Below are 24,320 nucleotides of genomic sequence, written 5' to 3' on the forward strand. Positions count from 1 at the left end.
GGCTTACATCTCGATGCCGCGCTGGGCCTTGATGCCTTGCTGGAACGCATGCTTGACCGGCGTCATTTCGGTGACGGTGTCGGCCGCTTCGATCAGCGCGGGCGGCGCGCCGCGGCCGGTGATCACCACATGCTGCATCGGCGGCCGCGCGCGCAGGTCGGCGATCACGGACTCGACGTCCAGATAGTGCAGCTTCAGCGCGATATTCAGTTCGTCGAGCAGCACCAGCCCGATCGATGGATCGCGCAGCAGCCCGCGCGCGACCTCCCACGCGGCTTCGGCCTTGGCCACGTCGCGCGCCCGGTCCTGGGTCTCCCAGGTATAGCCCTCGCCCATCACGTGGAAGCGGCACTGCTCCGGAAAGCGCCGCAGGAACATTTCCTCGCCGCTGGCAAACGCGCCCTTGATGAACTGGACCACGCCGGCCTGCATGCCATGGCCGAGCGCGCGGATCACCATGCCGAAGCCCGAGCTCGACTTGCCCTTGCCGTTGCCGGTCGTGATCACGATCACGCCGCGCTCGTCCTGTGCCGCGGCAATCTTCGCGTCCACCACCGCCTTCTTGCGGACCATCCGCGCCTTGTGGCGTTCGTCGCGGCCGGCGGCCTCGTCGCTGCCCTCGTCGATGTTGTTGTCGTGGTTTGTCATTGCGGTAAGCGGTTCGGCCGGTACGTCATGCCGGTCCATCGGTGGCGATCAACGCCGTATGCGCGCCCTGCGCGACGGCGACGATCGGCGTGCGCAGCGCGCGCGAACAGTGGGCGGGCGTCAATATCCGGTCCGCCGGCCCGTGCAGGCAACTGCCGTCCTCGGCCATCAGCAGCGCGTGCGTGGCATAGCGGCGCGCCAGATTCAGGTCGTGCAGGATCAGCATCGCGGTATGGCGGCCCGCGCCGGTCAGGCGCGCGAGCGTGTCCAGCACGAGGATCTGATGGCGCAGGTCCAGATGCGCCAGCGGTTCGTCGAGCAGCAGCAGCGGCGCCTGCTGCGCCAGCACCGCGGCCAGCGACACGCGCTGGCGCTCGCCGCCGGACAGCGTCAGCACATCGCGGCCCGCCAGGTCCGCCAGGTCCAGCGCCTCGAGCAGGGCCGCAACCACCGCATCGTCGTCGCGACCGCTCCAGCCCCACCCCGACAGATGCGGATGACGGCCGACCGCGACCGCGTCATGCACGGTCATCGAAAAGGTGTCGTGAATGGCCTGCGGCAAGTACGCGCGCCGGCGGGCCAGCAGGTCGGGTCGCTGGCGCGACAGCGTCGCGAGCGACTCGTCGCCCAGTCGAACCTCGCCGCGCTCGGCATGGCGCAGCCCGGCCAGCACCGCCATCAGCGTCGATTTGCCGACGCCGTTCGGACCCAGCACACACCACAGCTCGCCGGGCCGCATCGTCAAGTCGAGCGCGTCGAACAGCGTTCTGCCGTCCACGCGCAGGCCCAGCCCATGCAGCGACAGCTGCGGACAAGGCACAGTGGGAACGGTCCAGTCGACGGCGGTCGTCATTGCGGATCCTTCATCGCGGCCGGCGCAGCAGCAGGAACAGGAAGGTCGGCACGCCGAGCAGCGCGGTGATGACGCCCACCGGCAGCTGCGCCGGTGCGATCACGGTGCGCGCGATCAGGTCCGCCGCCATCAGCAGCGTGCCGCCCAGCAGCGCCGCTGCCGGCAGCAGCAGGCGCTGATCGTTGCCCCAGGCCAGCCGCACCAGATGCGGCACCACCAGCCCGACGAAGCCGATCGAGCCGGCGGTGGTGATCGCCGCCGCGATGGCGACCGATGCAATCAGGTACGCCAACAGCCGTACCTGGCCGACGCGCACACCGAGCGACTGCGCAAGGGTCTCGCCGAGCAGCATCACGTTCAGCGCGCGCGCCATCGGCAAGATCAGCAGCAGCGCCAGCACCAGCGTGCCAAGCGCCAGCCCGTAGCTGGCGGTGCCGCCCAGATCGCCGGTCAGCCAGAACAGCATGCCGCGCAGCCGCGCCTCGGGGGCGATGCTCAGGATCAGCGTGATGACCGCCCCCCAGCCCGCGGCGAGGATCACGCCGGTCAGCAGCAGCCTTGAGCCGGCCTCATGATGGCCGCCCATGACCTGCGGATGCAGCAGATCGCGCCGCGCCAGCGTCGCGACCAGCACCATCGACACCAGCGCGCCGCCGGCCGCGCCGGCCTGCACGGTCCACAGCGGCGCCAGCGTCAGCATCGCCAGCAAGGCGCCGGTGGCCGCGCCGCCCGACACGCCGAGCACATAGGGCTCGGCCAACGGATTGCGCAGCAGCACCTGCATCATGGCGCCGGACAGCGCCAGCAGGCCGCCGCAAGCGAACGCCGCCGCGGCGCGCGGCAGGCGCAGCTCGCGCACGATGGCGGCCGCGGTGGGGTCGACCGCGCCGCGATCGCCCGATCCATCGGCCAGCCCGAACAGCGCGTGCCAGACCTCGCTCAGCGACAGGCCGACGCTGCCGACCGCCAGCGACAGCAGGAACACCGCGACGGCGGCGCCCGTCAGCAGCGCGCATACGGCTAGCGCGCGCCGCATCTCAGCGGCGCCGCGCATCGGCCTGCCCGTTGTCGCTGTCTTCGCTGTCGCCGCTGTCCGCATCGATGCGACCTATCGCTGGCGCCAGCCGAGCGTGATGAAGCCCGCCCGGCCCTGCGTGTTGTAGGGGTAGGCCAGCTGATAGTCCTTGTCGAACAGATTCTCGACGCGGGCGGCGATGAACCATTGCTTGTCGATGTTGTAGCGCGCGTTGAGGTTGACGATACCGTATCCGCCCAGCGTGCGCGAGCCGCTGTCCCGGCGCGACGACGACACGATCCACTGCCCGCCGAAGCGCCAGTTGCCGACATCGCGGCCCAGGTCGAGCGCCGCATGCCGGCGTGCGCGGCGCATCAGCTGCGTGCCGGTCTGCTCGTCGACCGGATTCTGCATGGTGACGCTGGCGGTCACGTCGGTGCCGAGCAGGCGCGCGCGCCACGAGGCCTCGACGCCCTCGACCTTCGCGCTGCTGACGTTCTGCGCGAGGAACAGGCCGCTGGGCTGCAGCGCCGAGGTGATCAGGTTGTCGTATTGCGTGCGGAAGGCCGTCACGCGCAGCAGGCCCGCGCCCTTGCTGTCGTACTGCGCGCCGATCTCGACCGAGCGCGCCCGCTCCGGCTGCAGGTTCGGCTGGCCATAGTTGGGGTAGTACAGCTCGTTGAAGGTCGGCGCGCGGAAGGCATTGCTGGCGTTGGCCAGCAGCTTGAACTGCTCGGTCACGTAGTACCCGTAGCCGGCGAAATAGCTGCCCTTGTCGCCGAAGTCCGAGTAGTGGTCGTTGCGCAGATTCAGCTGCAGCTGATGCTTGCCGATGCGGCCGTCGTAGCCGCCGAACACCGACACCACGTTGCGGCCGGGCGCGCCGTACGAGTTCGAATCGAACAGCTGCTGCAGGTATTCGGTGCCGAACATCAGCTGATGGCCCTTGGCCAGCGCGTATTCGTTCTGCCAGGTGAACTGGCGCGTGCGCGTCTTGAAGCGGCTGTCGAACACGCCGTTCAGCCAGTTGTCGCTGTCGTCCTCGCTCTGCGCGACCTTGAAGCGCGTGGTCCAGTCCGGCGTGAGCTTGCCGTTGACGAAGGCCGACAGCGTATAGAGCTCGCTGTCGCTGCGCCAGTCGTCGGTGGGTCGCCCGAAGGTGCTGTCGTAGGACAGCTTGCTCCTGCTGTAGTAGGCGGCGACGCCCGCTTCCCAGTCCGCGGCAAAGCGATGCTTGATCTGGCCCGATACGCTCTTGTTCTCGTAGGGGTTGTCGTTCGGGTTGGCGCGCGGCTGCAGGCGCGTATTGACCGCCGAGAAGCCATCGGTCTTGAAGATCGAGCCGGTCAGGTTGAACGAGGTATCGCCGACCTGCCCGCCGTAGCCGACCGTCGCGCGGCGCGTATTGTCGCTGCCGTATTCGACCTGGGCGTTGGCCGCGGGGGGCTTGCCGGCGCCGCTCTTGGTGAAGATCTGCACCACGCCGCCGATCGCGTCGGAGCCGTACAGCGCCGACACGTTGCCGCGCACCACCTCGATCCGGTCGATCTCGTCGGGCAGGATATTGGCCAGTTGCGCGGTGCCGCTGCTGGCCGAGGCGATGCGCACGCCGTCGATCAGGATCAGCGTCTGGTTCGAGTTGGCGCCGCGCATGAACAGCGTCGTGTTGGCGCCCATGCCGCCGGTGGCGGCCAGTTCCACGCCGGCCTGCGTGCGCAGCAGCGAACGCAGGTCGGGGGCCTGGCTGTTGGCGATCTCCTGCTGCGTGATCACGGTGGTATGAGGCAGCGCCTCGTCCAGCGGCTGCACGGTGCGCGTGGCGCTGACGACGACCGGCGCCAGCGTGGTGTCTGCGGACGGCGCGGGCTGCTGCGCCAGCGCGGGCCACGCGCACAGCGTGGTGGCCGACAGCAGCGCGGCATGCGCGGACGAGCCGGTGGCGGCGCGGGCAATATCGCGGGCAATATCGCGGACGGTGGCATGGGCGCGGACGCGCGCAGTCGGGCGCGGGGCTGGCAGTGCCAGGCGACGCGACCTCGAAGACGATGAAAGCATGGTGCTCGAGCGGAAGTGATAGCCTGGCCCGTTCCCCCGCGGACCGTCTGGCGGTGAGGCTGCGCAGGCGCGATGGCGACCGGCATGCCCGCATCCAGGCCGGTATCCGGGCTGGCGATCGGCACCGCCCGCCTTCCCGGAACCGTCGGTCCAGTGGCGTGTGGGGCGGTGAGGCGAGGCCGGCGGGCGTGGAGACGATCGTGCGATCGGCTCCGGCGCGGCGGCGATCGCAATCGCTTACCGTTGCGGGGGCAGCACAGGTTGGCCCGGCATCGCGCGACCGCGCGGCGGACTCCCTGTTTCCCGTTTAACTGCAATCCGGCAGGGACCGGATCGCGAGCACCTGAAAACGCGCGTGAGTGTAGGCAGTTTGCGGGCCCTCGTCAAATCGGCGGCGGGCTCGACGCATTGCGGCGCAGCGTGCGCCTCTGATGCGCTCATTGCGGCCATTGCGCGGAGATCGATGCAACTTCGACGCGAATGCACGGTCACAATCGCTTCGCGCCGTGATGACGCGGACCATGCATCGGCTAGAATCCCGTTACCTGACACCCTGAGACACGACAGGCCCATGCTGACCGAACTCGAACAACTGGCCGCCAAGATCGGCCGCGTGCTGCACCACGCGGATACGCTGGCGGCCGAGAACCAGCGGCTGCGCGAGGAGATCGAACGCCTGCAGGCGGAGGCCGCGCAGCTGCGCAGCGATCGCGAAGCGATGGCTGCCGATCGCGAACTGCTGAACATCAAGATCGAGGAAGCGCAACTGCGCATCCAGTCGATCCTCGACAAGCTGCCCACGGCCACCGACGCGCGCCAGCTGGATCTGCTCGAGGAAGGCGAGCTGCCTGCCGAGCGCATCCAGGGCGAGCCGCGCGGCGCCCAGCCTTCCGGAGAACACGCATGAGCGGCAACAAGCAAGTCGAAGTCCATATCGCGGGGCAGCCCTATCGCTTCGCGATCGCCCCCGAGAACGAGGCCGCGCTGCTCGAAGCGGTGGCGCTGGTCGACAACCAGATGACGCGGATCAAGTCCGGCGCCTCGACCAAGGGCGTCGAGCGCGTCGCGGTGATGGCCGCGATCAGCATCGCCTCCGATCTGCTCGCGCTCAAGCGCAAGCAGCAGGAGGACGGCGCGATTCCGGTGGACGCGGTGCGCGCCCGCATCCGCGAGCTGAACGAGCGCGCCGACGAGGCGCTGCGCCAGTACGCGCATGTCGGCACCAGCGTGGGCAGCGGCAGCATCGGCAATACCGTTTCTTCGGCGCAATCCTGACCCCTTGAACTCCGCGCAGGGGCCCACATATGGGCCCTTGTGCAAGGGCCTTCACCATAGCGGTATATGCATGTGAAGACCGTGCCGCGGCTGCCACGCAAATGTAACGACAAGCCCGGACACGCTTGGTATGCGCAGAACCCCGGTGTATAGTGGAGCCACTGCACGGAGGTACCAAGGTGCAGAAACATGGTCGGGTTATCGCGCCCGGCCGCCGTTCTCCTCCATCCTGATTAGAAACGGCAAACGTCTGACCTCCCCCGGACTTCGATGTCCAGGCCCAATTGGATAGTCAGACGTTTGACAGTTTCCCTGCCTGGTTCGCGAAGGTCATAACTCCTTGAACCGATATGCATTGCATGGTGCGGGATGATGCCGTGTGGGCGAGCGCGTCACAGTGTTCATAGCGTAGGTCTCGAACCTGGGCTCCCTGAATAGGTGATGTACCCGAAATGCGGCTTCCGCAGCCACACTGAACCTCACTTGGGTTCAGGATGCCGACCCAACGGCCGAGGCGGGGACCCCATGCAAGAGGCGATGGTCTTTGGACCATCGCCTCTTTTTTTTGCCGGCGTATTGGCCCATGGTGTGAATGCCAGTGCGGGCGACGAAGGCGCTTTCACGGTATGCTTGCCGCGTCGCGCCACTGCTGCAATGCCCTTGCCGCGTCCTCGCGATGCCGTTCCGACCCTCCATGACGTGCAAGCATGAGTTCCTCCGACAAGAAGGCGGCCCCCAGGCCCGCCGCAAAATCGGCCACCAAAGCTGCCGACAAGACGACTGACAAGCCGACCGACAAACCGGCCGCCGGCGCGTCGCGCGCGCGCCAGTACTGGCTGATGAAGTCCGAGCCCGACGAGGCGAGCATCGATACGCTGGCCGAGCAGGGGCGCCTGCCGTGGACAGGAGTGCGCAACTACCAGGCGCGCAACTTCATGCGCGACGCGATGCGCATCGGCGACGGCGTGCTGTTCTACCACTCGTCGTGTCCGCAGCCCGGAATCGCCGGGCTGGCCGAGGTCTGCTCGACGCCCTACCCCGATCCCACCCAGTTCGATCCTTCCAGCAAGTATCACGACCCTGCCTCCAGGCCGGAGCATCCCCGCTGGCAGCTGGTGGACGTCAAGTTCGTCGACAAGTGCGAGCTGATCTCGCTGGCGGCATTGCGCGAGCATGAAGAGCTGGCCGACATGGTCGTGCTGCGTCGAGGCAACCGGCTGTCGATCACGCCGGTGACGCCGCAGGAATGGCAGTTCATCACCACGCGGCTGATGGGGCGCGGCTGATGGGACGCCGCTGATGGAACGCGCCTGACCGGCGTGCGATCCGCGCGGGCGGTACACGCACCGCCCGCGAGATAACCATAACGAAAAACATCACCAGGCGATCCACGCATGACTCTCTCCCTGATTCCCGCGCTGCTGCTGCTCGGCGCGTTCACCGGTTTCTGCGCAGGACTGCTCGGCGTAGGCGGCGGCATGATGATGGTGCCGTTCCTGACGCTGACCTTCAGCTGGCTGGCCTTTCCGGAAGCGGCGATCGTCCATATGGCGATCGCCACCTCGATGTCCACCATCCTGTTCACGTCGCTGTCGTCGGTGCGCGCCCACCACAAGCAGGGCGCGGTGCGCTGGAAGATCGTGCTGGCGCTGGCGCCCGGCATCCTGCTGGGCGGCATGATCGGCGGCGGCAAGGTGTTTGCGGCCCTGAAGACCGGCTGGCTGTCGCTGCTGTTCGCGCTGTTCGTCGGCTTCTCGGCCACGCAGATGCTGCGCAGTCGCAAGCCGTCGGCGACCCGGCAGCTGCCCGGCGTTCCGGGTATGTTCGGCGCCGGCTCGGCGATCGGCTTCCTGTCCAGCCTGGTCGGTGCGGGCGGCGGCTTCGTCTCGGTACCGTTCATGACCTGGTGCAACGTGCCGATCCACCATGCCGTCGCGACGTCCGCGGCGTTGGGCTTCCCGATCGCCGCGGCCAGCGTGATCGGCTATGTCTGGAGCGGCTACCAGATGACCGGCCTGCCGGCGGGCTCGCTCGGCTATGTCTACCTGCCGGCGCTGGCGGTGATCGCGGTCGCCAGTGTCCTGACCGCGCCGCTCGGCGCACGCACCGCGCATCGGATGGAGGTCCGCAAGCTCAAGCGCATCTTCGCCGGCATGCTGTTCTGCCTGGCCACCTACATGCTGTGGAAAGCCTGGCAGACGTTCTGACGCCCGGTAATACGCCGATACAAGCGCCCGGCGACGCCAGGGAACCGGGCGCGCCAGTGACCGTCTGATCACCATCACATTGTCATGGAGAACTCGATGAAGCAATTGCTCGCCGCTACCCTGCTCGGTACCACCGCACTGGCCGCCTCCGCGCAAGGCGGCCCGATGCCGCCTGAAGGATGGCAACCGCCCGCGGGCGTGCTGTCGCTGTCGGCGGAGGCCGCGGCCGAAGTGCCGACCGACGTGGTGCGCGTGACGCTGGCCGCAGAGCAGGAAGGCGCCGAGCCCGCCGCGATCTCGTCCGCGCTGTCGGCGAAGGCTCAGCAGGTGATCGCGCACGCCAAGCGCGTGTCCGGCATCCAGGCGGAATCGGGCGGCTTCACGATCTATCCGAGCACCGACCGCAACGGCCGCATCAGCACCTGGCGCGGACGCGCCGAGGTCATCCTGCAGTCGCGCGATTTCAGCGCGGCATCGAAGCTCGCCGGCGAGCTGGCGAGCCAGATGCAGGTGCAGAACATCAGCTTCTCGCTGTCGCGCGAGGCGCGGCTCGCGGCCGAGAGCAAGCTGACCGAGCAGGCGGTGGCCGCGTTCCGCGACAAGGCGCAGACCACGACCCGGCTGTTCGGCTATGGCAGCTACACGATCCGCAGCGTGCAGGTCGGCGAGGCCGGCACCGTGACGCCGATGCCGCGCATGTACGCCAAGGCCGCGATGGCCGCGGAGGCGGCACCGGTGCCGATGGAGGGCGGCAAGGCCCAGGTCACCGTGACCGTGAACGGCTCGGTGCAGATGCTGAAGTAAGGCGCGACAGGTCCAACCAACCTAGTGGTGTACTCCCTCTCCCCCTCAGGGGGAGAGGGCCGGGGAGAGGGAGGTGGTTTCAAACGGCGCGGGCCTAGCCAGCGCCGCTGCCCTCTCCCCCGGCCCCTCTCCCGCATGCGGGAGAGGGGAGCCAACCGAGCGCAAGGCCGCTCTACCCGCCAAACCTTTCCCGCAGCAGGTTCTTCTGCACCTTGCCCATCGTATTGCGCGGCAATTCGCTGACCAGGTGAATCCGCTTGGGCACCTTGAAGTTGGCGATCCGGTGCTTCAGCGTGCCGATCATCGCCTGCTCGTTCAGTTCGGCGCCCGGCTTGCCGACCACCACCGCCACCACCGCCTCGCCGAAATCCGGATGGGGCACGCCGATCACCGCGCTCTCCTGCACGCCGGGCATCTCGTCGAGGAAGCTCTCGATCTCCTTCGGATAGACGTTGTAGCCGCCGGAAATGATCAGGTCCTTGCTGCGGCCGACGATGGTCAGATAGTCGTCCGGCACCCTGCGTTCGCCCGACATGCCGACGATGGCGCCGCCGAAGCGTCCCACGTCGCCGGTCTTGAACCAGCCGTCCGCGGTGAATTCCTCGCCCGTTTTCTCCGGCATGCGCCAGTAGCCCTTGAACACGTTCGGCCCCTTGACCTCGACCGCGCCGATCTCGCCGGCCGGGCAGGGCTTGCCCTCTCCATCGACGACCCGCACCGACACGCCGGGCAACGGGCGGCCCACGGTGCCGCCGATCCGCTCGCCTTCGCTGGGGTCGTACGGATTCGACACCAGCATCACCGTCTCGCTCATGCCGTAGCGCTCGAGGATGGTATGCCCGGTGCGCTCGCGGAACGCCTCGAAGGTCTCCAGCAGCAGCGGCGCCGAGCCCGACACGAACAGGCGCATGCGGCGGCAGGTGTCCTCGTCGAAGCGCTGATCCTGCAGCATCCGCACATAGTAGGTCGGCACGCCCATCATCACCGTCGAGCGCGGCAGGAAACGCAGCACCTGCTCCATGTCGAACTTCGGTGCCCAGATCATCTTGGCGCCGGCCAGCAGCGCACCGTGCGAGGCGACGAACAGCCCATGCACATGGAAGATCGGCAGCATGTGCAGCAGCACGTCGTCGCTGCGCCAGCCCCAGGCCTTGTGCAGCGTCTCGGCGTTCGACGACAGATTGCGATGCGTCAGCATCGCGCCCTTGCTGCGGCCCGTGGTACCCGAGGTGTAGAGGATCGCCGCCAGATCGTCGGGCTCGCTGTGGACCGTATCGAAGCGGTCAGGCTGCGCCGCGGCGCGTGCCAGCAGCGTGCCGCCCCGGTCGTCGTCGAGCGTGAATACATGGCCCGTGCCGTGGCGGAACGCCAGCTTCGACACCCAGCCGAAATTGGCGCTGCTGCAGACGACCACCGCGGGCTCGGCATTGCCGATGAAATAGTCGATCTCGGCTTCCTGGTACGCCGTGTTCAGCGGCAGATAGACAAAGCCGGCGCGCAGCGTGGCCAGATACAGGAACAGCGCCTCGGGCGACTTCTCGACCTGCACCGCGACACGCGCGCCTTCCGGCAGGTCGAGCGAGGCGAGCAGATTGGCCAGCTTGGCGGTGGCGCGGTCGAGGTCGTCCCAGCTGTAGTACAGGCCGTCGTGCGTCTCGATGCAGCAGGCCTCGCGCTTGGCGGGGAAGCGGGATTCGAACAGGGCGAACAGATTGGCGTTCATGCGATCAGCGGTAAAAGCTTGAAGAGGAAGAAAAACCGGCAACGGCAGCGGCGGCGCTAGGCGCCCTCCTGTCCGTCGAAACGGGGCGGCCGGCGCGCCAGAAAGGCGGCGACGCCTTCGGCATGATCGCGGCTGGCCGCATACGAGAAATGGGCATCGAGTTCTGCGGCCGACAGCGGCGCGGGTTGTGGCGACAGCCGCGCGATGGTCGCCTTGTTGATGCGCGCGGCCAGCGGCGCGCCGGCTGCGATGCGGCGCGCGGTGGCCATGGCTTCCGCGGCGACGTCGCTGCGCGCGACCACACGCGTCAGCAGCCCCTTGGCCTGCGCCTCGGCCGCATCGAACACGCGGCCTTCCAGCAGGATTTCGAGCGTCGCGGCACGGCCGGCCAGCGCCAGCAGACCCTGCAGCTCGCCGGGGGCCATCGGGAAACCGAGCTTGTTGATCGGCACGCCGAAGCGACTGTCGGTGCCCGCGATACGCAGATCGCAATGGCAGGCGATCTCCAGGCCGCCACCGACGCAGACGCCTTCGATGCAGGCCACGGTCGGATGCAGGCAGCCGGCGATCGCCGCGAGCGCCGGCGCCAGGATGTCGACGTGGTAGGCGCGCACCGAGGCGGGATCGCCGCGCAGCCGCGGAAACTCCGCGATATCGGCGCCGGCAGCAAAATTGCCGTCGGCGCCGCGCAGCACCACGCAGCGCAGCGTGCGGTCGGCCGACAGCCGCGTGAAGCCGTCGGCCAGCGCGCGCCACATCGCTTCCGAAATCGCGTTGAGCTTGCCCGGATTCGACAGCGTGACCAGCGCGATGTCGCCATCGCGCTCGAAGCTGACCGCGCCGCTCACGGCCACACCCGCGGCATCGATGCCGTCGCGAATGGGATCGTCATCGCCATCGTCATCGCCATCAATCCATCTTGGCGCCGGACTGCTGCACCACCTGCGCCCAGCGCTTGATTTCGGCGCGCTGGAACTGAGCGAACTGATCCGGCGTGTACGACGGCGTCTCCGAGCCGTTGTTCAGCCAGATCTGCTTGAGCTCCGGCGTATTGAGCGCCTTGTTGACCTCGGCGTAGAGCTTGTCGCTGATTTCCTTTGGCGTGTTCTTCGGTACCCACAGCGCATACCAGGTCGACACCTCGTAGTTCGGCACGCCGGCTTCGGCCGCGGTCGGCACGTCGGGGAAGGCCGGCGAGCGCTTCGGCGCCGCCACCGCCAGCGCCTTGATACGGCCCGCGCGGATATGCTGCGCGGACGAGCCCAGGCCGTCGAACACCATGTCGACCTGGCCGGCGATCAGGTCGGACAGCGCCGGCCCGGCACCCTTGTACGGAATATGCGTGATGAAGGTCTTGGTCTGGATCTTGAACAGCTCGCCCGCCAGATGGTGCGACGAGCCGTTGCCGGCCGAGCCGTAGTTCAGCTTGCCGGGATTCTGGCGCGCGTAGGCGATCAGCTCCTGCAGCGTCTTGGCCTGGACCTTGGTCGGATTGACGACCACCACCTGCGGCGGCTGCGCGATCACGGTGATCGGCACGAAGTCCTTCTCGATGTCGTAATCGAGCTTCTTGTAGAACGAGGGCGCGATCACGTGATGGGCGCCGCCGATGAAGATCGTGTAGCCATCGGGCGCGGCCTTCGATGCGAGACTGGCGCCGACCGTGCCGCCCGCGCCGCCGCGGTTGTCGATGACGAACTGCTTGCCAAGCTGCTTGGACAATTGCGCCGCCAGCGGCCGCGCAAAGGCATCGGTGCCGCCGCCGGCCGGGAACGGCACGACGATGGTGACCGGCCTGGACGGCCAGGGCTCCTGCGCCGACGCCGTGCCGAGCGCCATCATCGCGATGCCGCCGGCCAGTGCCAGCATCCCTGCCGTCCGCTTGAACTGACTACGTTCCATGGTGTGTCTCCTCGCTTTGTCTTATGAAAATGCGATGTGAACTGCTGGTGTGAACCGCTTTGGAACTTCCCGTCGAAAAATGCACTGCGAAACTGGATGATGCGGTGATGCGATGTGCTGATGCGAGCCGGCGCCGGCCGCTCTCGCTCAGGAGCGCGCCAGCAGCTTGGCGACCGAGCGGCTGATGCGCGGATTGCCCTCGCCCAGCTTGGCCAGATTGTCGTCGAGCGCCTCGGGCACGTACAGGTAATTGACCATCATGCCGCACGACTGCGCGCGCCCCTTGCTCGACAGATCCGCGCCCCAGTTCAGCCGCTCGACGCAGGCGCCGTTTCCGAGGTGGAAGCGCGCTACCGGATCCGCCGGCAGCGCGCCATTGCGGGCATGCACCAGGAAGTGCGCCGCCAGAGCCAGGCCGCTGTCGCGCACCAGCGCGTCGTCCGAGCCCGCATTCAGCACTGCCAGCCATTCCGCGCCGCTGGCCGGCACCGGCGGCGGCGCGGTCTCGCCAGCAGCCGGCGCGCGCGCGCTCCAGCGCTGCATGCACTTGCTGCCCAGCACCCTGGCGACGGTATCGCCGTCCTGCTTGCGCAACCAGTCGGCGAAACCCGGTATCGGCGACAGCGTGGCGAACTGCTTGACCTTGGGGAATTCGCGCTGCAGTTCCTCGATCACGCGCTTGAGCAGGAAATTGCCGAAGCTGACCCCGCGCAGGCCCGGCTGCGTATTCGAGATCGAATAGAAGATCGCCCATTTGACGCGGCGCAGATCTTCCTGCGGCGCCGCCTCGTCGAGCAGGCTCTGCACGTTGGCTGCCATCTCGGGCACGAAGGCCACCTCGACGAAGATCAGCGGCTCGCGCGGAATGCGCGGATGGAAGAACGCATAGCAGCGGCGATCGGAATCGAGCCGGTTGCGCAGGTCGGCCCAGGAGGCGATCTCGTGCACCGCCTCGTAGCGGATCAGCTTTTCCAGCAGCGACGCCGGCGAATCCCAGGTGATCGGCTGCAGCTCCAGCAGGCCGACATCGAACCAGTTGGACAGCAGCCCTTCCAGATCTTCGTCGAGCACCCGCAAGCCGGCGATCTTCTTGTACCAGCGCAGCATGTCGGCGCGCAGATGGATGATGAAGTGCAGGCCGCAGACGGAGGTCGCGCTCGGACCGTGCAGCCCGGCCAGCCGCTTGAAGAAGCGGATGCGCGCGCTAGACAGCGCGTGGCTCAATCCCGAGCCGTTGCGGGCGGGCTTGCCGCCCTCGCCCGCGGCCGTGCCCGCGGTCGTCCCTTCCCCGGTGCCGTCGCCCTGGGCACCGCTGTTGGCCACCTCGGCCAGCAGCGTCAGCATCGCCTGACGGGTCGCCTCGTCGGCGGCCTCGTATTCGTTGCGCCAGGCTTGCGCGGCGGCGTTGGCGGCGCCGTCGGTCAGGCGGGCATCGAAGCACAGCCGCAGCTCCTCGCGCTGGCGGCGCTGCACGCGCGCGCTCAGCGTCGCGGGCGCGGGCGCGCGGGTCTTGCCATCGGCCGCATTGGCATCGGCCGGTGTCCCCTTGCGGTTCCACCAGCGGCCGAAGCGGGCCAGCAGCGTGCTGCCGGCGGCGTCGGGGCGTGCGTCGCCCAGGGTTTCGCTGGCGCCGAGCGGCGCGCTGACGGTCTTGTCTCCGGTCTCGAAAGAAGTCATCGAACTACCTGTGGGCAAAGGATGGGAGCGAACTGGAACGATATGGCGCGAACGATATGGCGCGAACGATATGGCGGCGCAGTCGGATCAGCCATCGGAGGCGGCCTTGGCCGCCAGGCGCAGGCGGCTGTGGCGCCGTCGGGCGGGGGCCGCGGGCTCGGGCGCTGCGGCCTGCGCATCCGCGTCCAGCGCCTTCAACGCGGCGCGCTGGCGCAGCAGGTGGGTCTTCATCATCGCCTCGGCACCTTCCGGGTCGCGCGCCTTCAGCGCGGCGAAGACCGACAGGTGCTCGGCGCAGGATTCGTCGATGCGGCCGGGCAACTGCAGGCTCTTGTGCCGCGACAGTCGGAGCACCTTGCGCAAATCGCCGATCAGCCCGGACAGCCAGCGATTGCCGGCAAGCCGCTGGATCGCTTCGTGAATCTGGTAGTTGGTCTCGTAGTAGGCGTCGATCTGGCCGGCGCCGGCGTAGCGCGCGAGATCGCGATGCAGGTCTTCGAGGGCGTCGAGGTCGGCGGCGGTGGCATTGCGGGCCGCCTCGTAGGCACAGCGGCCTTCGAGCAGCGCCATCAGCGGGAAGATTTCGTCCAGGTCCTGCTCGGACAACTCGTTGACGAAGCAGCCGCGGCGCGGCTCCAGCCGGACCAGTCCTTCGGCGGCCAGCACCTTCAGCGCCTCGCGCAACGGGGTACGGGAAATGCCCAGCGTGGTGGCCAAGGCCGCTTCGTCGATCCAGGCACCGGGCACGAGCGTGTGCTCGTCGATCATGGCGCGCAGGCGATCGGCGACTTCGAGATACAGCGCCTGCTGGACGATGCGCATGGGTTCCTCCCGGTGCGATGCGTGGACATCGCGATGGGCCGCAGCCCCGTCCGGGAGGCCCTCGCAATAATTCATAATTATGAATAACGGTGAGGGAATGGCAAGGTGTTTCGATATTGCACAGCATCAAGGGCATCAACAGGCCCTGGGCGGCGCCTGCAGGGCGACTAAAGCGACCGCCGGATCGCTTCAGCCGTCGGCCAGGATCCGTCGCGCCCGTTCGAGCACGGGACGATCGACCATCTTGCCGTCGACCGCCACCGCCGCGCCGTCCGCCGATGCTGCCGCCTCGACGACGCGCCGGGCCCAGCCTCGCTCGGCCTCGGTCGGCGCCAGGCCGCCATGCACGGGACCCACCTGCGCCGGGTGGATCAGCAGCTTGGCGCCGAAGCCGAATGCGCGCGCACGCGCGGTCTCGGCCGCCAGCACCGCGGTATCGCCCAGCGCGGTGCAGACGCCGTCCACGGGCGCGGGCAGCCCTGCCGCGCGCGAATGCAGCACCAGCAGACTGCGGAACGCATGCAGCGGCTCGCCTTCGTCGCCGACGCCGAGATCGCCCATCAGGTCGATGCTCCCGAACAGCAGGCGCACGACGCCCGGCTGCGCGGCCACCTGTGCAAGCTGCGCGAAGCCTGCGGCGGTTTCGAGCAGCGCATGGCATTGCACGCCGGGCAGCGCCTGCCGCAACTGCTGCATCGCCTCGGCGTCGGCCTTGGGCAACACCAGCGTGTCGATTCCGAGCGCCCGGCACCAGCCGATATCGTCGTCGTGGTACGGTGTGCCGGCCGCGTTCACGCGCACCAGCAGCAGCACGCCGGCGTCAACGGCCTGCTGCGCCAGCGCAGGCCACGGCGCGCACAGGTTCTCGCGCGCCAGGGCCTTGTCGGCCGGTGCCACCGCATCCTCGAAGTCGACGATCACCGCGTCGGCACCGGCGGCCAGCGCCTTGCCGATCCGATCCGGACGGTTCGCCGGCACGAACAGATAGCTGCGCGGCAGCCGCAAGCCCTGATTCAGCACGCCCTGTTTCATCGCCCTCTCCGCCGTCATACCGCGCCGGCCGCGCGCATCGCGGCAAGCTGCTCGCCCGCGATGCCCAGTTCGGCAAGGATCGCGTCCGTATGCTGGCCCAGGGCCGGCACCGGGTCCATGCGCGCCTCCGTCATGCCGGGCGGCAGCAGCGCCGGGATGGCGCCCGCGGGCGTCTCGACCTCGCGCCAGCGCTGCCGCGCGGCCAGCTGCGGATGCGCCCAGACGTCGGCCATCGTATTGACCTGCGCGTTGGCGATCTTTGCCGCGTCCAGGCGCGCGCCGACCTCTTCGGCGCTCCACTGCGAGAACGCCGCGACGATGCGCTCGCGCAAAGACGCCCGGTTGGCGCTGCGCAGGCTGTTGCTGGCGTAGTCGGGATGCGCGATCAGTTCGGGCTGCTGCAGCACGGACTCGCAGAACACCGCCCATTCGCGCTCGTTCTGCAGACCCAGCATCACGGTCTTGCCATCGCCGGTCGGGAACGGACCATACGGATAGATGGTGGCATGCGAGGCGCCGGCACGCGGCGGCGGCGAGGCGCCATCGAAGGCGTAGTACAGCGGGAAACCCATCCACTCGACCATCGACTCGAGCATCGAGATATCGATGCGCTTGCCCCGGCCGGTCTGCCCGCGCTCGATCAGCGCGGCCAGGATATTGGTGTAGGCATACATGCCGGCGGCGATATCGGCGATCGATGCGCCCGCCTTGACGCCCTCCTCCGGCGTGCCGGTCACCGAGACGAAGCCCGACTCGCTCTGCACCAGCAGATCGTAGGCCTTCTTGTCGCGATACGGGCCGTCGGCGCCGTAGCCGGAGATATCGCAGACGATCAGCCGCGGAAAGCGCTCGGACAACGCCGCATGATCGAGGCCGAGCCGCGACGCCGCGCCGGGCGCCAGGTTCTGCACCAGCACGTCGGCGCGCGCGAGCAGCGCCTCGAGCACCGGCGCCGCGCCATCGTGCTTGACGTCCAGCGTCAGGCTCTCCTTGCCGCGATTGGTCCAGACGAAGTGGGAGGACAGGCCGCGCACGCGATCGTCGTAGGCCCGCGCGAAATCGCCGGCGCCCGGACGCTCGATCTTGATCACGCGGGCGCCAAGGTCGGCCAGCTGACGCGTGCAGAACGGCGCGGCGATGGCCTGTTCGAGGGAAATGACGGTGATGCCTTCAAGCGGTCGGGACATGGCGGTGGGCTCGCGAAGGGGAATGGAGGGCCGAACGGCGCGATGCCGCCAAATCTAGCCGCGTTTGCCGGCGCACGGAAATACGGAATCGCGAGCCAGCCATAAGTACAATCAATACCTTCGGCTTTCACTGCGTCATTGGGGCGGGACATGGATATCCGGGGCATGCGCTATTTCGTCGCGATCGTCGAGCACGGCAGCCTGACCCGCGCCGCCGAGGTCGCCCACGTGGCGCAGCCCGCCCTGAGCCAGCAGCTTGCCGCGCTGGAAGCGGAACTGGGCGTGGCGCTGGTGCATCGGGGCGCCAAGGGCGTCAAGCCCACCGAAGCCGGCCGCACGCTGTACCGGCATGCCCGCGCGATCCTCAAGCAGATCGATGTGGCCCGCGCCGACGTCAAGGTGGCCGGCGCCGACATTGCCGGCACCGTGGCGATCGGCCTGCCCACCACCGCCGCCGCGGCATTCGGCATGCCGCTGGTGCGCGCGGTGCGCCAGCGCTATCCAGGCGTGCGGCTGCAGCTGTTCGAGAGCATGAGCGGCTATATCGCCGAACTGCTGAACAACAACCGGCTCGACTTCGCCATTCTGTTTCGCGATACGCCGTCGCGCGCGGTGGAGCTGGAGCCGTTGGCCAGCGAGGCGCTGTATCTGGTCGGCACGCCGCCGCTTTCCGCGAATCCGAAGCGGCGTCGCGCCCGATCGGGCAAGGAGGCGACCATTGCGTTGAAGTCGCTGGCCGAGATTCCGCTGGTACTGCCAAGCGGGGCGCAAGGGCTGCGTGAAGTGCTGGAGCAGCATGCCAGCGGCGCCGGCATTCGGCTGCAGGTTGTCGCGGACCTCGATTCCTTGCCGATCCTGCTGCAGACCGCGCGCGAAGGGCTGGCCTGCACGATCCTGCCTGCGTCGTCACTGAGCCGCGAGCCGGACGACGATGCGCTGCCGACACGGCTGATTCTCCCCGAGCTCGACCGCACGCTGGCGCTTTGCTGGCCGCGTGCGCTGCCACGGACCGCCGCGGCCGAAGCGGTCGCCGAAGCATTGCGCGAAATCGTCGCCGCGAAGATTGCGCAAGGCGGCTCGCTGAAGCCCGCCCGCGCGTAACGCTCCCTACGGCCCCTTCGGCGGATCCTGCCTCAATTCCCGCTCCATCATCGGCTTGCGTGCGGCGATGGCCTGGGCGAAGAAGTCCATGGCTCGCTCCACCGCCAGGTTCCGGAAGGTTCGCTGGACGACGGGAGCGCACACCTCGTCCAATTGGCGGACGAGCGCCGCCGCCTGGGCAATGACCGCGTCCCAGGCCCGGCTCGCCGCGGCGCGCTCAGAGGCATTCGGCAAATCGTCGAAGCGGATGCAGTTGTCGTCGTCGAACAGCGCGCGCAGTCCGGTCACGTTATTGCCAAGAAACCGGCCGCGCTCCATATACATCGTGGCCGCCAGCTGATTCATCGCACTGGCCGTGGCAAAGCGGTTGGCATGGAGGCCCCCCATCTCCGCCAGCGCGAGCATTTCGCAGCCTGCCTTTTCCAGAAGCTGGAGGGCGCAGAGATATTCGACCATGACGACCTTCTTGTGCTCGGCGCCGTCGATCCGCTTCGGATAGGGCTGCGCAAGTGCCGTCGAGAGATGCTGCACGTATCGCGCAGCGGTGCTGATCCGGCTCTCCGCCCAGGCCCGGCTCTCCTCCCACTGTGCCTGCACGCCAACCGGTGGCGCCTGGACGGCTTGCACTGCGGAGATTGCTGCCGGGGCTGCGTTGTCATCAGCGGCGGCAGCGGCGGCGGGAAGCGCCTGCGAGGCGCTCTCGGTCTTCCCAAGACCATAGGCCGACGCATCGCCCAACCCGTCCGGGCCGTCTTCCATTTTCATCGAGTTGTACGACCCAATGCTCGACCTGGATACGGTTCGGCTCAATGGGCGATCGCTGGCGGTATCGCCGGCATTGTCGACCGACGTGTCCGCCAACGCCGCCTCCGCGGCGCGGTCCGCGGTGCTCGGCGGATTTTTACGCTCGAAGCCCAGGCGGTGCCAGAACTGTTCGATCATCCGATCGTTATCCAGGACTTCGCCCCAATTGCGGTCGTGGCTGGCGGCCACGTCCTCAGGCACGTCAGCAGGCACGTCGGCAGACACGTCGGCAGACACGTCGGCACGCACGTCGGCCGCGCCCTGGTCCGGGACGATCGGCCGCGACGATACGGCGCGTGCCAGTCCATTCTGCGCCGGCGCGCGCTCGCTCGATTGGTCGACCAGGCGCTTGGCCGCATCGCACAGCATGCTGTCCTGCACTTCCATGCAAAAGTAGGCCGCCCCGATGGGACCGCCACAAAGCTCCTCCAGCACGTCCTGCGCCAGCGGCTCCGAAAAGTCCGAATTGGCTTCGAGCCAACGGCTCATCTGGTCGCCTAGCTCGCGTACCAGCCTCGCAAGATCCGGCCGCCGGTCAGGAAAGTGGCGATAGGCCTCGGGCCTGCCGAACACTTCCCCTGCGCCGAAGATGGTCGCGATCACGCCCACGGCAGCCGATGCTCCTGTTCCCGCCGCGCACGCGGCCGTCAACAGGAAGGACCCGCCCAGCGCTACCCCGGTCACGGCCACTGGCCACAGGATCACCGCCAGCGTGACGGTACCGGCAATGCCGAGCAGTGCGCCCACGGCGAGCGCGATGATCTTGCCGACGCTGCGCTTTTGCACGTGGGGCGCGATGTCGTCCTGCAGCGACTGCAGCCTTTGCATCAGCGCCTGGCATTGCGTCGCGAGCTTCAGGTTGCGTGCCATTACCACGGCGAGGTGTCGCTCCTGCGCCTGTGGGCCGGACTCCCACGGCCTGGTGGCACGGTACTCGAGCCGCACGATTTCCTGTGCCAGATTCTGGAGCGCCTCGAAGTCCCTGCGGCAGTCCTCGAGCCTCTGCTTCAGTGGCTGCTTCTGACTGGCCGAGATTGCCAGCGCGTCGATCGTCCGCTCCAGTTGATCCAGATGCCGCGCGCAGCCGGCCGTCACCGTGTCGCCGATCGCGCCTTCCACCGGCGCGTGCGGGGCGATAGGCGCCTCGGGGGACGACGGGCCGGTTCGATCTCCGACAGGGTCGGAGATGCCGGGAGTCAGGGACGGAAACAAGACGGAGGCGACGGCAGGAGCGGAAAGGGGCGGCATGATGAATCCGGAAGCAGGCGCTGAACGAATGAGAGCGAAGGCGACGACGACGTCGGTGGGGAGCGATCGCCGATGCGCCGAAGGATCGCGCAAGTTATGTGCAAAGGCTTTCATAAATCGACAAGCAACTCGCGATAAGTGACACCTGGCTCTTGAGCCATGCCGTGCCGTGGCCGCATGCTGTTCGACCGCCCTCTTCTGGAGAACATCATGTTCGTCGCCGCTTCCTCCGCGAAACCGCAGCCCGTCGTGGTGCGATGCCCCGTGCCGGAGGCGCTGCACAACCGTGACATGCGCCGGCTATGGCAGGCTCATGGCGGATGGCTGCAGTGCGGAAGCGACTGCTTCCGGATCCGCTGGGAAAAGGGGCAGCTCCTTGTCCGCAGCGCCACGGCGGCGGAGCCGCAACGGCAGGCGCTGGCGGCGCTGCTGGACGACAGGTGCCGTGAAATGTTCGACGATCAATTCCACTGGCCACGTGGCACCCATCCGTCGGTGCGGCTCAATGGCCAGGTCTCCTTCGCGCGCGGACGCCGGTCCGGGCCGATCGCCTGCCGCCATCTGGCCGTCTTCTGGCTTGGCCTGTTCATCGACGGCCTGCCCAATGGCCCCGACTACTCGCGGCTGGCAACCGCACAGGCACTGCGGGACAACGTCCCACTGAGCTATGAATACAGGGTGGTGCCGAACGCCGTGCAGCTCGGCAAGCTGCGTGTGGTGATGAACGGAGACTGGGGCAAGGAGTTCGTCGCACGCCTGGCCGACCTCGACCGGCGCGGCGAAACGGCCACCACCCTGCTGGTGCTGACACCCGATCACGCGATGGCCGTCGGGCTGCGCATCGAGCGTCAGCCGCACCGCACGCTCCATGTCGTCGCCTTCTACGATCCCAACTTCACGGCCACGCATCTCGAAGCGCGCTTCGACGACCTGGAAGCGGTACGCCACCTGGAGGCGCGATGCTTCACCCCGTTCGCGCCCGACTACCCGGCCTTCCCGCTGCAGACCCGGACCCCGAACACGGTGGACGCCATGCTGATGCTCGAGCTCGACATGGCGACGCTGCGGCAGTTGCGCGACCTCGACGTGACCCTGCCCGCGCAGCCGCGCCAGTTGTCGGGGGCATTGCCGCCGCTGACGGCCGATGCGTTGTGGTATTTGCTGCGTTATGGCTGCGATGACGCGGTCCGTCAGCTGGCGCCGGCCCTGCGCGCGCTGCCAGAGCAGGAGCGCATCCAGCGGCTCAGTACGAACCGCTCCACCCCGCTGTTCTACGACATCATGTCGCTCGGCTTGCCATCGTCGGCCAGGCTGTTTGGGGAGCTGATCGCCGACCTTCCGCTGGAGCAGCGGATTCACCTGCTGCAATCGCGCGCGGACTGCGGCACGACGGCGTTCGGTTACGCCGTGAAGGCCGGCCGCACCGAAATGTTCCGGCCATTCGTCGACCTGCTGCAGGCGCTGCTGCCGCCGGACCATCACTACGCCATGCTGGTGGCAGCCATGCCGGACGGGACCTCGGCGCTCCATCACGCGTTCAAGCACGGACGTTCCAATACGCCGCCGGCGTATGCCGCCGCCTTGTCGTCGCTGCCGCCGCTGCTTCTCGCCTCGCTGATGTGCGCGCGTTCGGCCGACAACGAAACGGGCCTGGAAGCGGCCGTGCGCAACAACGATCTGCTGACCGTCGGCAATGTCGACAAGGTGCTGCCGCTGCTGCCGCCGCAGGCCTGCGTCTATCTGCTGAAGCCGGCGTGGCGGCTGATTCGACGGCTGAATGCGCAGGGGCGCCAGCAGCTGCTCGTCGAACAGATGATGCGATCGCATCTGGAGCGGTTCGCGCCGTCGCTGCTGTCGGGCGACGGCAGCAAACGGGACGGGCGTGCTGCAGCGGCCTTGAAAGGCTGGACTCGCTGGAAGTGGAAGCTCGGCTGAAGGCCGAACCGCCTTCGGCCGAGGTCGGGCCGAGGTCGGGCCGATGTCGGGTCGATGTCAGGCCGCCATCAGCCCACCATCAGCCCGATGTCAGGCCGACAGCTGCGGCTGACGCCGATACGCCCACCACATCATCGCCGCGCCCGCGACGATCATCGGCAGGCTCAGCCACTGGCCCATCGAAAAGTTCAGCGCCAGCAGGCCGAGGAAATTGTCCGGCTCGCGGGCGAACTCGGCCAGGAAGCGGAACACGCCATAGCCGAGCAGGAAAGCGCCCGAGACCGCGCCCATCGGCCGCGGATGGCGCGCGAACAGCCACAGGATCACGAACAGCGCGACGCCTTCGCCGGCGAACTGGTACAGCTGCGACGGATGGCGCGCGATATTGTCGCCGGCCTGCGGAAAAACCATGCCCCACGGCAGATCGGTCGGACGGCCCCACAGCTCGCCGTTGATGAAGTTGCCGAGCCGGCCGGCCGCCAGACCGCACGGAATCATCGGCGCGATGAAGTCGGTCACTTCCATCCAATGCCGGCCTCGCACCTTGGAGAACACCCACATCGCGATCACCACGCCGAGGAAGCCGCCGTGGAAGGCCATGCCGCCCTCCCACACCTTGAAGATATCGAGCGGATGCGACAGGTAGAAGGACGGCTTGTAGAACAGCACGTAGCCGAGCCGCCCACCCAGGATCACGCCGAGCACGCCGTAGAACAGCAGGTCGTCGATATCCCGCGCGGTCCAGCCCTGCGCCGCCACCTGCGGCTGACGCAGCCGGATCCGGCCGAACCACATAAACATGATGAAGCCGGCCAGGTACATCAGCCCGTACCAGCGGATCGCCAGCGGGCCCAGATGGATGGCAATGGGATCGAAGTTCGGATGGATCAGCATGCGGGTCTATCGCTTGGCGTTGTTTGGATGGATGGAATGGGGATTGGAATCGGGATCGGCGATCGGGACCGGGAATCGGGATCGGGCATCAATGCTTCGGCTGCGACTCCGGCCTGGCGGCACGCCGCTTCGGCGTGCCGCCGCCCGGACGCGCGGCCGGGGCCAGCGCCGAGGCGATCTCGATAAAGGACCGCAACACCGGACTGGGCCCCGCCGCGCCGTTGTCGCGCCACGCCAGCCCGGTCTCGATCTGCGGCACCGCGCCGCGCAACGTCAGATACGACACGCCGGTGCGCCGCAGGTTGCACAGCGAGGCGGGCACCAGCGCGACGCCGATGCCGGCCGACACGAGGCTGACGATGGTCTGCATCTGGATCGCTTCCTGTGCGATCGCGGGGGCGAAGCCGTCGCGCGCATAGTAACCGGTAATGATGTCATGAAATGCGGGCGCGCTTCGGCGCGGAAACAGGATCAGCGGCTCGTGCGCGAAATCGGCCAACGCCACCGCATCCGCCTGCGCGGCCCCGCTGCGCCGGCCGGGCGCGCGCCAGTCCTGTGGCACGGCGAGCACCAGCGGCTCGCGCACCAGCGGCAGATACGACAGGCCGTGCGGCAGGGCCGGCATCTGCGGACGGATCACCAGCCCGGCGTCGATCTGGCCTTCGGCCAGCGCCTCGAGCTGGATATCGCTGGTGGCCTCGCGCAGCTGCAGCTGGACCTCGGGATGCCGCGCGCGAAAGCGCCGCAGCAGATCGGGCAGGATGCCGTAGTCCGCGGTGCTGACGAAGGCCAGCGACAGCGTGCCGACCTCGCCGCGCGCCAGCCGCTGCGCCAGCGCAGGCAAACCCGCCGCGTCGGCCAGCACCCGTCGCACCTCGGGCAGCCACTGCTGGCCGGCCGGGGTCAGCGCGACGGAGCGGCGCGTGCGCACGAACAGCTGCACGCCGATCTCTTCCTCCAGCGCCTGGATCTGCTGCGACAGCGGCGGCTGGGTCATGGCCAGGCGCGCGGCGGCGCGGCCGAAGTGGAGCTCCTCGGCAACGGTAACGAAATAGCGCAGCTGACGCAGATCCACGCGGACTCCCGGCGCGGCGGCGGCCACGCGCTTGATAGGAAAAACGACTCAATAAGGCACGAA

At 68.1% G+C, this 24,320-nt stretch carries 21 protein-coding genes and 1 riboswitch; of the genes, 7 read left to right on the forward strand and 14 right to left on the reverse strand.

Going from position 1 to position 24,320, the window contains the following annotated elements; translation table 11 throughout:
• Positions 1 to 3: 3 nt before the first annotated feature.
• The 4 genes from cobO to HTY53_RS12100 are packed head-to-tail and all read right to left on the reverse strand — an operon-like array spanning position 4 to position 4,571.
• Positions 4 to 648 carry a cob(I)yrinic acid a,c-diamide adenosyltransferase gene (gene cobO, locus HTY53_RS12085; protein WP_174106816.1) on the reverse strand — a complete coding sequence of 215 codons (645 nt, stop codon included), beginning with the start codon at positions 646 to 648 and terminating at the stop codon, positions 4 to 6.
• Between the two features lie 25 nt (positions 649 to 673).
• Positions 674 to 1,501, reverse strand: coding sequence for an ABC transporter ATP-binding protein (locus HTY53_RS12090; protein ID WP_174106817.1), 828 nt, complete (start codon positions 1,499 to 1,501; stop codon positions 674 to 676).
• A 10-nt stretch (positions 1,502 to 1,511) separates the two neighbouring features.
• Entirely contained in the window at positions 1,512 to 2,555 is a 1,044-nt protein-coding gene (locus tag HTY53_RS12095; RefSeq protein ID WP_254599925.1) for a FecCD family ABC transporter permease, read from the reverse strand.
• Between the two features lie 54 nt (positions 2,556 to 2,609).
• Complete coding sequence (locus tag HTY53_RS12100; protein ID WP_174106818.1) at positions 2,610 to 4,571, reverse strand: TonB-dependent receptor domain-containing protein; 1,962 nt, start codon at positions 4,569 to 4,571, stop codon at positions 2,610 to 2,612.
• 80 nt (positions 4,572 to 4,651) lie between these two features.
• Positions 4,652 to 4,919, reverse strand: a riboswitch (cobalamin riboswitch).
• Between the two features lie 223 nt (positions 4,920 to 5,142).
• On the opposite strand from HTY53_RS12100, the gene HTY53_RS12105 reads away from it, so the two are divergent.
• The 5 genes from HTY53_RS12105 (at position 5,143) to HTY53_RS12125 (ending at position 8,857) form a co-directional block, all read left to right on the forward strand.
• The gene (locus tag HTY53_RS12105) at positions 5,143 to 5,478 is read left to right on the forward strand and encodes a hypothetical protein (RefSeq protein WP_006577387.1); all 336 of its coding nucleotides are present in this window, start codon (positions 5,143 to 5,145) and stop codon (positions 5,476 to 5,478) included.
• Positions 5,475 to 5,846, forward strand: a complete 372-nt coding sequence (locus tag HTY53_RS12110) for a cell division protein ZapA (RefSeq protein ID WP_174106819.1) — start codon at positions 5,475 to 5,477, stop codon at positions 5,844 to 5,846. Before HTY53_RS12105 ends, HTY53_RS12110 begins: the two co-directional genes overlap by 4 nt.
• An 839-nt stretch (positions 5,847 to 6,685) precedes the next feature.
• The gene (locus HTY53_RS12115) at positions 6,686 to 7,132 is read left to right on the forward strand and encodes an EVE domain-containing protein (RefSeq protein ID WP_174106885.1); all 447 of its coding nucleotides are present in this window, start codon (positions 6,686 to 6,688) and stop codon (positions 7,130 to 7,132) included.
• Between the two features lie 108 nt (positions 7,133 to 7,240).
• A complete protein-coding gene (locus HTY53_RS12120; RefSeq protein WP_174106820.1) occupies positions 7,241 to 8,053 on the forward strand; it encodes a sulfite exporter TauE/SafE family protein in 813 nt (270 codons plus the stop codon).
• Between the two features lie 96 nt (positions 8,054 to 8,149).
• Entirely contained in the window at positions 8,150 to 8,857 is a 708-nt protein-coding gene (locus tag HTY53_RS12125; RefSeq protein ID WP_174106821.1) for an SIMPL domain-containing protein, read from the forward strand.
• A 172-nt stretch (positions 8,858 to 9,029) separates the two neighbouring features.
• Here the strand turns inward: HTY53_RS12125 and HTY53_RS12130 are convergent, their stop codons facing one another.
• The 7 genes from HTY53_RS12130 to HTY53_RS12160 all read right to left on the reverse strand — a co-directional run bounded on the left by HTY53_RS12130 (position 9,030) and on the right by HTY53_RS12160 (position 17,200).
• The gene (locus tag HTY53_RS12130) at positions 9,030 to 10,580 is read right to left on the reverse strand and encodes a malonate--CoA ligase (protein WP_174106822.1); all 1,551 of its coding nucleotides are present in this window, start codon (positions 10,578 to 10,580) and stop codon (positions 9,030 to 9,032) included.
• 56 nt (positions 10,581 to 10,636) lie between these two features.
• Positions 10,637 to 11,428 (reverse strand): enoyl-CoA hydratase/isomerase family protein, encoded by a 792-nt coding sequence (locus tag HTY53_RS12135; RefSeq protein ID WP_174106823.1) that lies wholly within the window; start codon positions 11,426 to 11,428, stop codon positions 10,637 to 10,639.
• A gap of 61 nt (positions 11,429 to 11,489) precedes the next feature.
• Positions 11,490 to 12,482 carry a Bug family tripartite tricarboxylate transporter substrate binding protein gene (locus HTY53_RS12140; RefSeq protein WP_174106824.1) on the reverse strand — a complete coding sequence of 331 codons (993 nt, stop codon included), beginning with the start codon at positions 12,480 to 12,482 and terminating at the stop codon, positions 11,490 to 11,492.
• A gap of 147 nt (positions 12,483 to 12,629) precedes the next feature.
• Positions 12,630 to 14,159, reverse strand: a complete 1,530-nt coding sequence (locus tag HTY53_RS12145; RefSeq protein ID WP_174106825.1) for a malonyl-CoA decarboxylase domain-containing protein — start codon at positions 14,157 to 14,159, stop codon at positions 12,630 to 12,632.
• An 87-nt stretch (positions 14,160 to 14,246) separates the two neighbouring features.
• Entirely contained in the window at positions 14,247 to 14,981 is a 735-nt protein-coding gene (locus tag HTY53_RS12150) for a GntR family transcriptional regulator (RefSeq protein ID WP_238511618.1), read from the reverse strand.
• A gap of 189 nt (positions 14,982 to 15,170) precedes the next feature.
• Positions 15,171 to 16,013, reverse strand: a complete 843-nt coding sequence (locus HTY53_RS12155; protein WP_174106826.1) for an HpcH/HpaI aldolase/citrate lyase family protein — start codon at positions 16,011 to 16,013, stop codon at positions 15,171 to 15,173.
• Positions 16,014 to 16,027: 14 nt separating this feature from the next.
• Entirely contained in the window at positions 16,028 to 17,200 is a 1,173-nt protein-coding gene (locus HTY53_RS12160) for a CaiB/BaiF CoA transferase family protein (protein ID WP_174106827.1), read from the reverse strand.
• Between the two features lie 150 nt (positions 17,201 to 17,350).
• Here HTY53_RS12160 and HTY53_RS12165 point away from each other — a divergent pair, with 150 nt between their 5' ends.
• A complete protein-coding gene (locus HTY53_RS12165) occupies positions 17,351 to 18,301 on the forward strand; it encodes a LysR substrate-binding domain-containing protein (protein ID WP_174106828.1) in 951 nt (316 codons plus the stop codon).
• Positions 18,302 to 18,307: 6 nt separating this feature from the next.
• On the opposite strand, the gene HTY53_RS12170 is transcribed toward HTY53_RS12165, so the two are convergent.
• Positions 18,308 to 20,467, reverse strand: coding sequence for a hypothetical protein (locus tag HTY53_RS12170; RefSeq protein ID WP_174106829.1), 2,160 nt, complete (start codon positions 20,465 to 20,467; stop codon positions 18,308 to 18,310).
• Positions 20,468 to 20,563: 96 nt separating this feature from the next.
• Between HTY53_RS12170 and HTY53_RS12175 the strand changes: the two genes are divergently transcribed.
• Positions 20,564 to 22,288, forward strand: coding sequence for a ShET2/EspL2 family type III secretion system effector toxin (locus HTY53_RS12175; RefSeq protein ID WP_174106830.1), 1,725 nt, complete (start codon positions 20,564 to 20,566; stop codon positions 22,286 to 22,288).
• A 90-nt stretch (positions 22,289 to 22,378) separates the two neighbouring features.
• Here the strand turns inward: HTY53_RS12175 and lgt are convergent, their stop codons facing one another.
• Complete coding sequence (gene lgt, locus HTY53_RS12180; protein WP_174106831.1) at positions 22,379 to 23,182, reverse strand: prolipoprotein diacylglyceryl transferase; 804 nt, start codon at positions 23,180 to 23,182, stop codon at positions 22,379 to 22,381.
• An 88-nt stretch (positions 23,183 to 23,270) separates the two neighbouring features.
• Positions 23,271 to 24,257, reverse strand: coding sequence for a LysR family transcriptional regulator (locus HTY53_RS12185; protein ID WP_174106832.1), 987 nt, complete (start codon positions 24,255 to 24,257; stop codon positions 23,271 to 23,273).
• Positions 24,258 to 24,320 lie beyond the last annotated feature (63 nt).

It is taken from the genome of Cupriavidus gilardii (genome assembly GCF_013314895.1).
Taxonomy (GTDB): Bacteria; Pseudomonadota; Gammaproteobacteria; order Burkholderiales; family Burkholderiaceae; genus Cupriavidus; species Cupriavidus gilardii_C.

What these genes read in the sequence shown, in the direction of transcription:
- HTY53_RS12130 (WP_174106822.1), bottom strand. Translation starts at nt 10,580, where the DNA reads ATGAACGCCAATCTGTTCGCCCTGTTCGAATCCCGCTTCCCCGCCAAG.
- HTY53_RS12175 (WP_174106830.1), top strand. Translation starts at nt 20,564, where the DNA reads ATGTTCGTCGCCGCTTCCTCCGCGAAACCGCAGCCCGTCGTGGTGCGA.
- HTY53_RS12110 (WP_174106819.1), top strand. Translation starts at nt 5,475, where the DNA reads ATGAGCGGCAACAAGCAAGTCGAAGTCCATATCGCGGGGCAGCCCTAT.
- HTY53_RS12125 (WP_174106821.1), top strand. Translation starts at nt 8,150, where the DNA reads ATGAAGCAATTGCTCGCCGCTACCCTGCTCGGTACCACCGCACTGGCC.
- HTY53_RS12100 (WP_174106818.1), bottom strand. Translation starts at nt 4,571, where the DNA reads ATGCTTTCATCGTCTTCGAGGTCGCGTCGCCTGGCACTGCCAGCCCCG.
- HTY53_RS12090 (WP_174106817.1), bottom strand. Translation starts at nt 1,501, where the DNA reads ATGACGACCGCCGTCGACTGGACCGTTCCCACTGTGCCTTGTCCGCAG.
- cobO (WP_174106816.1), bottom strand. Translation starts at nt 648, where the DNA reads ATGACAAACCACGACAACAACATCGACGAGGGCAGCGACGAGGCCGCC.
- HTY53_RS12095 (WP_254599925.1), bottom strand. Translation starts at nt 2,555, where the DNA reads ATGCGCGGCGCCGCTGAGATGCGGCGCGCGCTAGCCGTATGCGCGCTG.
- HTY53_RS12140 (WP_174106824.1), bottom strand. Translation starts at nt 12,482, where the DNA reads ATGGAACGTAGTCAGTTCAAGCGGACGGCAGGGATGCTGGCACTGGCC.
- HTY53_RS12115 (WP_174106885.1), top strand. Translation starts at nt 6,686, where the DNA reads ATGAAGTCCGAGCCCGACGAGGCGAGCATCGATACGCTGGCCGAGCAG.
- HTY53_RS12145 (WP_174106825.1), bottom strand. Translation starts at nt 14,159, where the DNA reads ATGACTTCTTTCGAGACCGGAGACAAGACCGTCAGCGCGCCGCTCGGC.
- HTY53_RS12120 (WP_174106820.1), top strand. Translation starts at nt 7,241, where the DNA reads ATGACTCTCTCCCTGATTCCCGCGCTGCTGCTGCTCGGCGCGTTCACC.
- HTY53_RS12170 (WP_174106829.1), bottom strand. Translation starts at nt 20,467, where the DNA reads ATGAAAGCCTTTGCACATAACTTGCGCGATCCTTCGGCGCATCGGCGA.
- HTY53_RS12155 (WP_174106826.1), bottom strand. Translation starts at nt 16,013, where the DNA reads ATGAAACAGGGCGTGCTGAATCAGGGCTTGCGGCTGCCGCGCAGCTAT.
- HTY53_RS12105 (WP_006577387.1), top strand. Translation starts at nt 5,143, where the DNA reads ATGCTGACCGAACTCGAACAACTGGCCGCCAAGATCGGCCGCGTGCTG.
- HTY53_RS12160 (WP_174106827.1), bottom strand. Translation starts at nt 17,200, where the DNA reads ATGTCCCGACCGCTTGAAGGCATCACCGTCATTTCCCTCGAACAGGCC.
- HTY53_RS12165 (WP_174106828.1), top strand. Translation starts at nt 17,351, where the DNA reads ATGGATATCCGGGGCATGCGCTATTTCGTCGCGATCGTCGAGCACGGC.
- lgt (WP_174106831.1), bottom strand. Translation starts at nt 23,182, where the DNA reads ATGCTGATCCATCCGAACTTCGATCCCATTGCCATCCATCTGGGCCCG.
- HTY53_RS12150 (WP_238511618.1), bottom strand. Translation starts at nt 14,981, where the DNA reads ATGCGCATCGTCCAGCAGGCGCTGTATCTCGAAGTCGCCGATCGCCTG.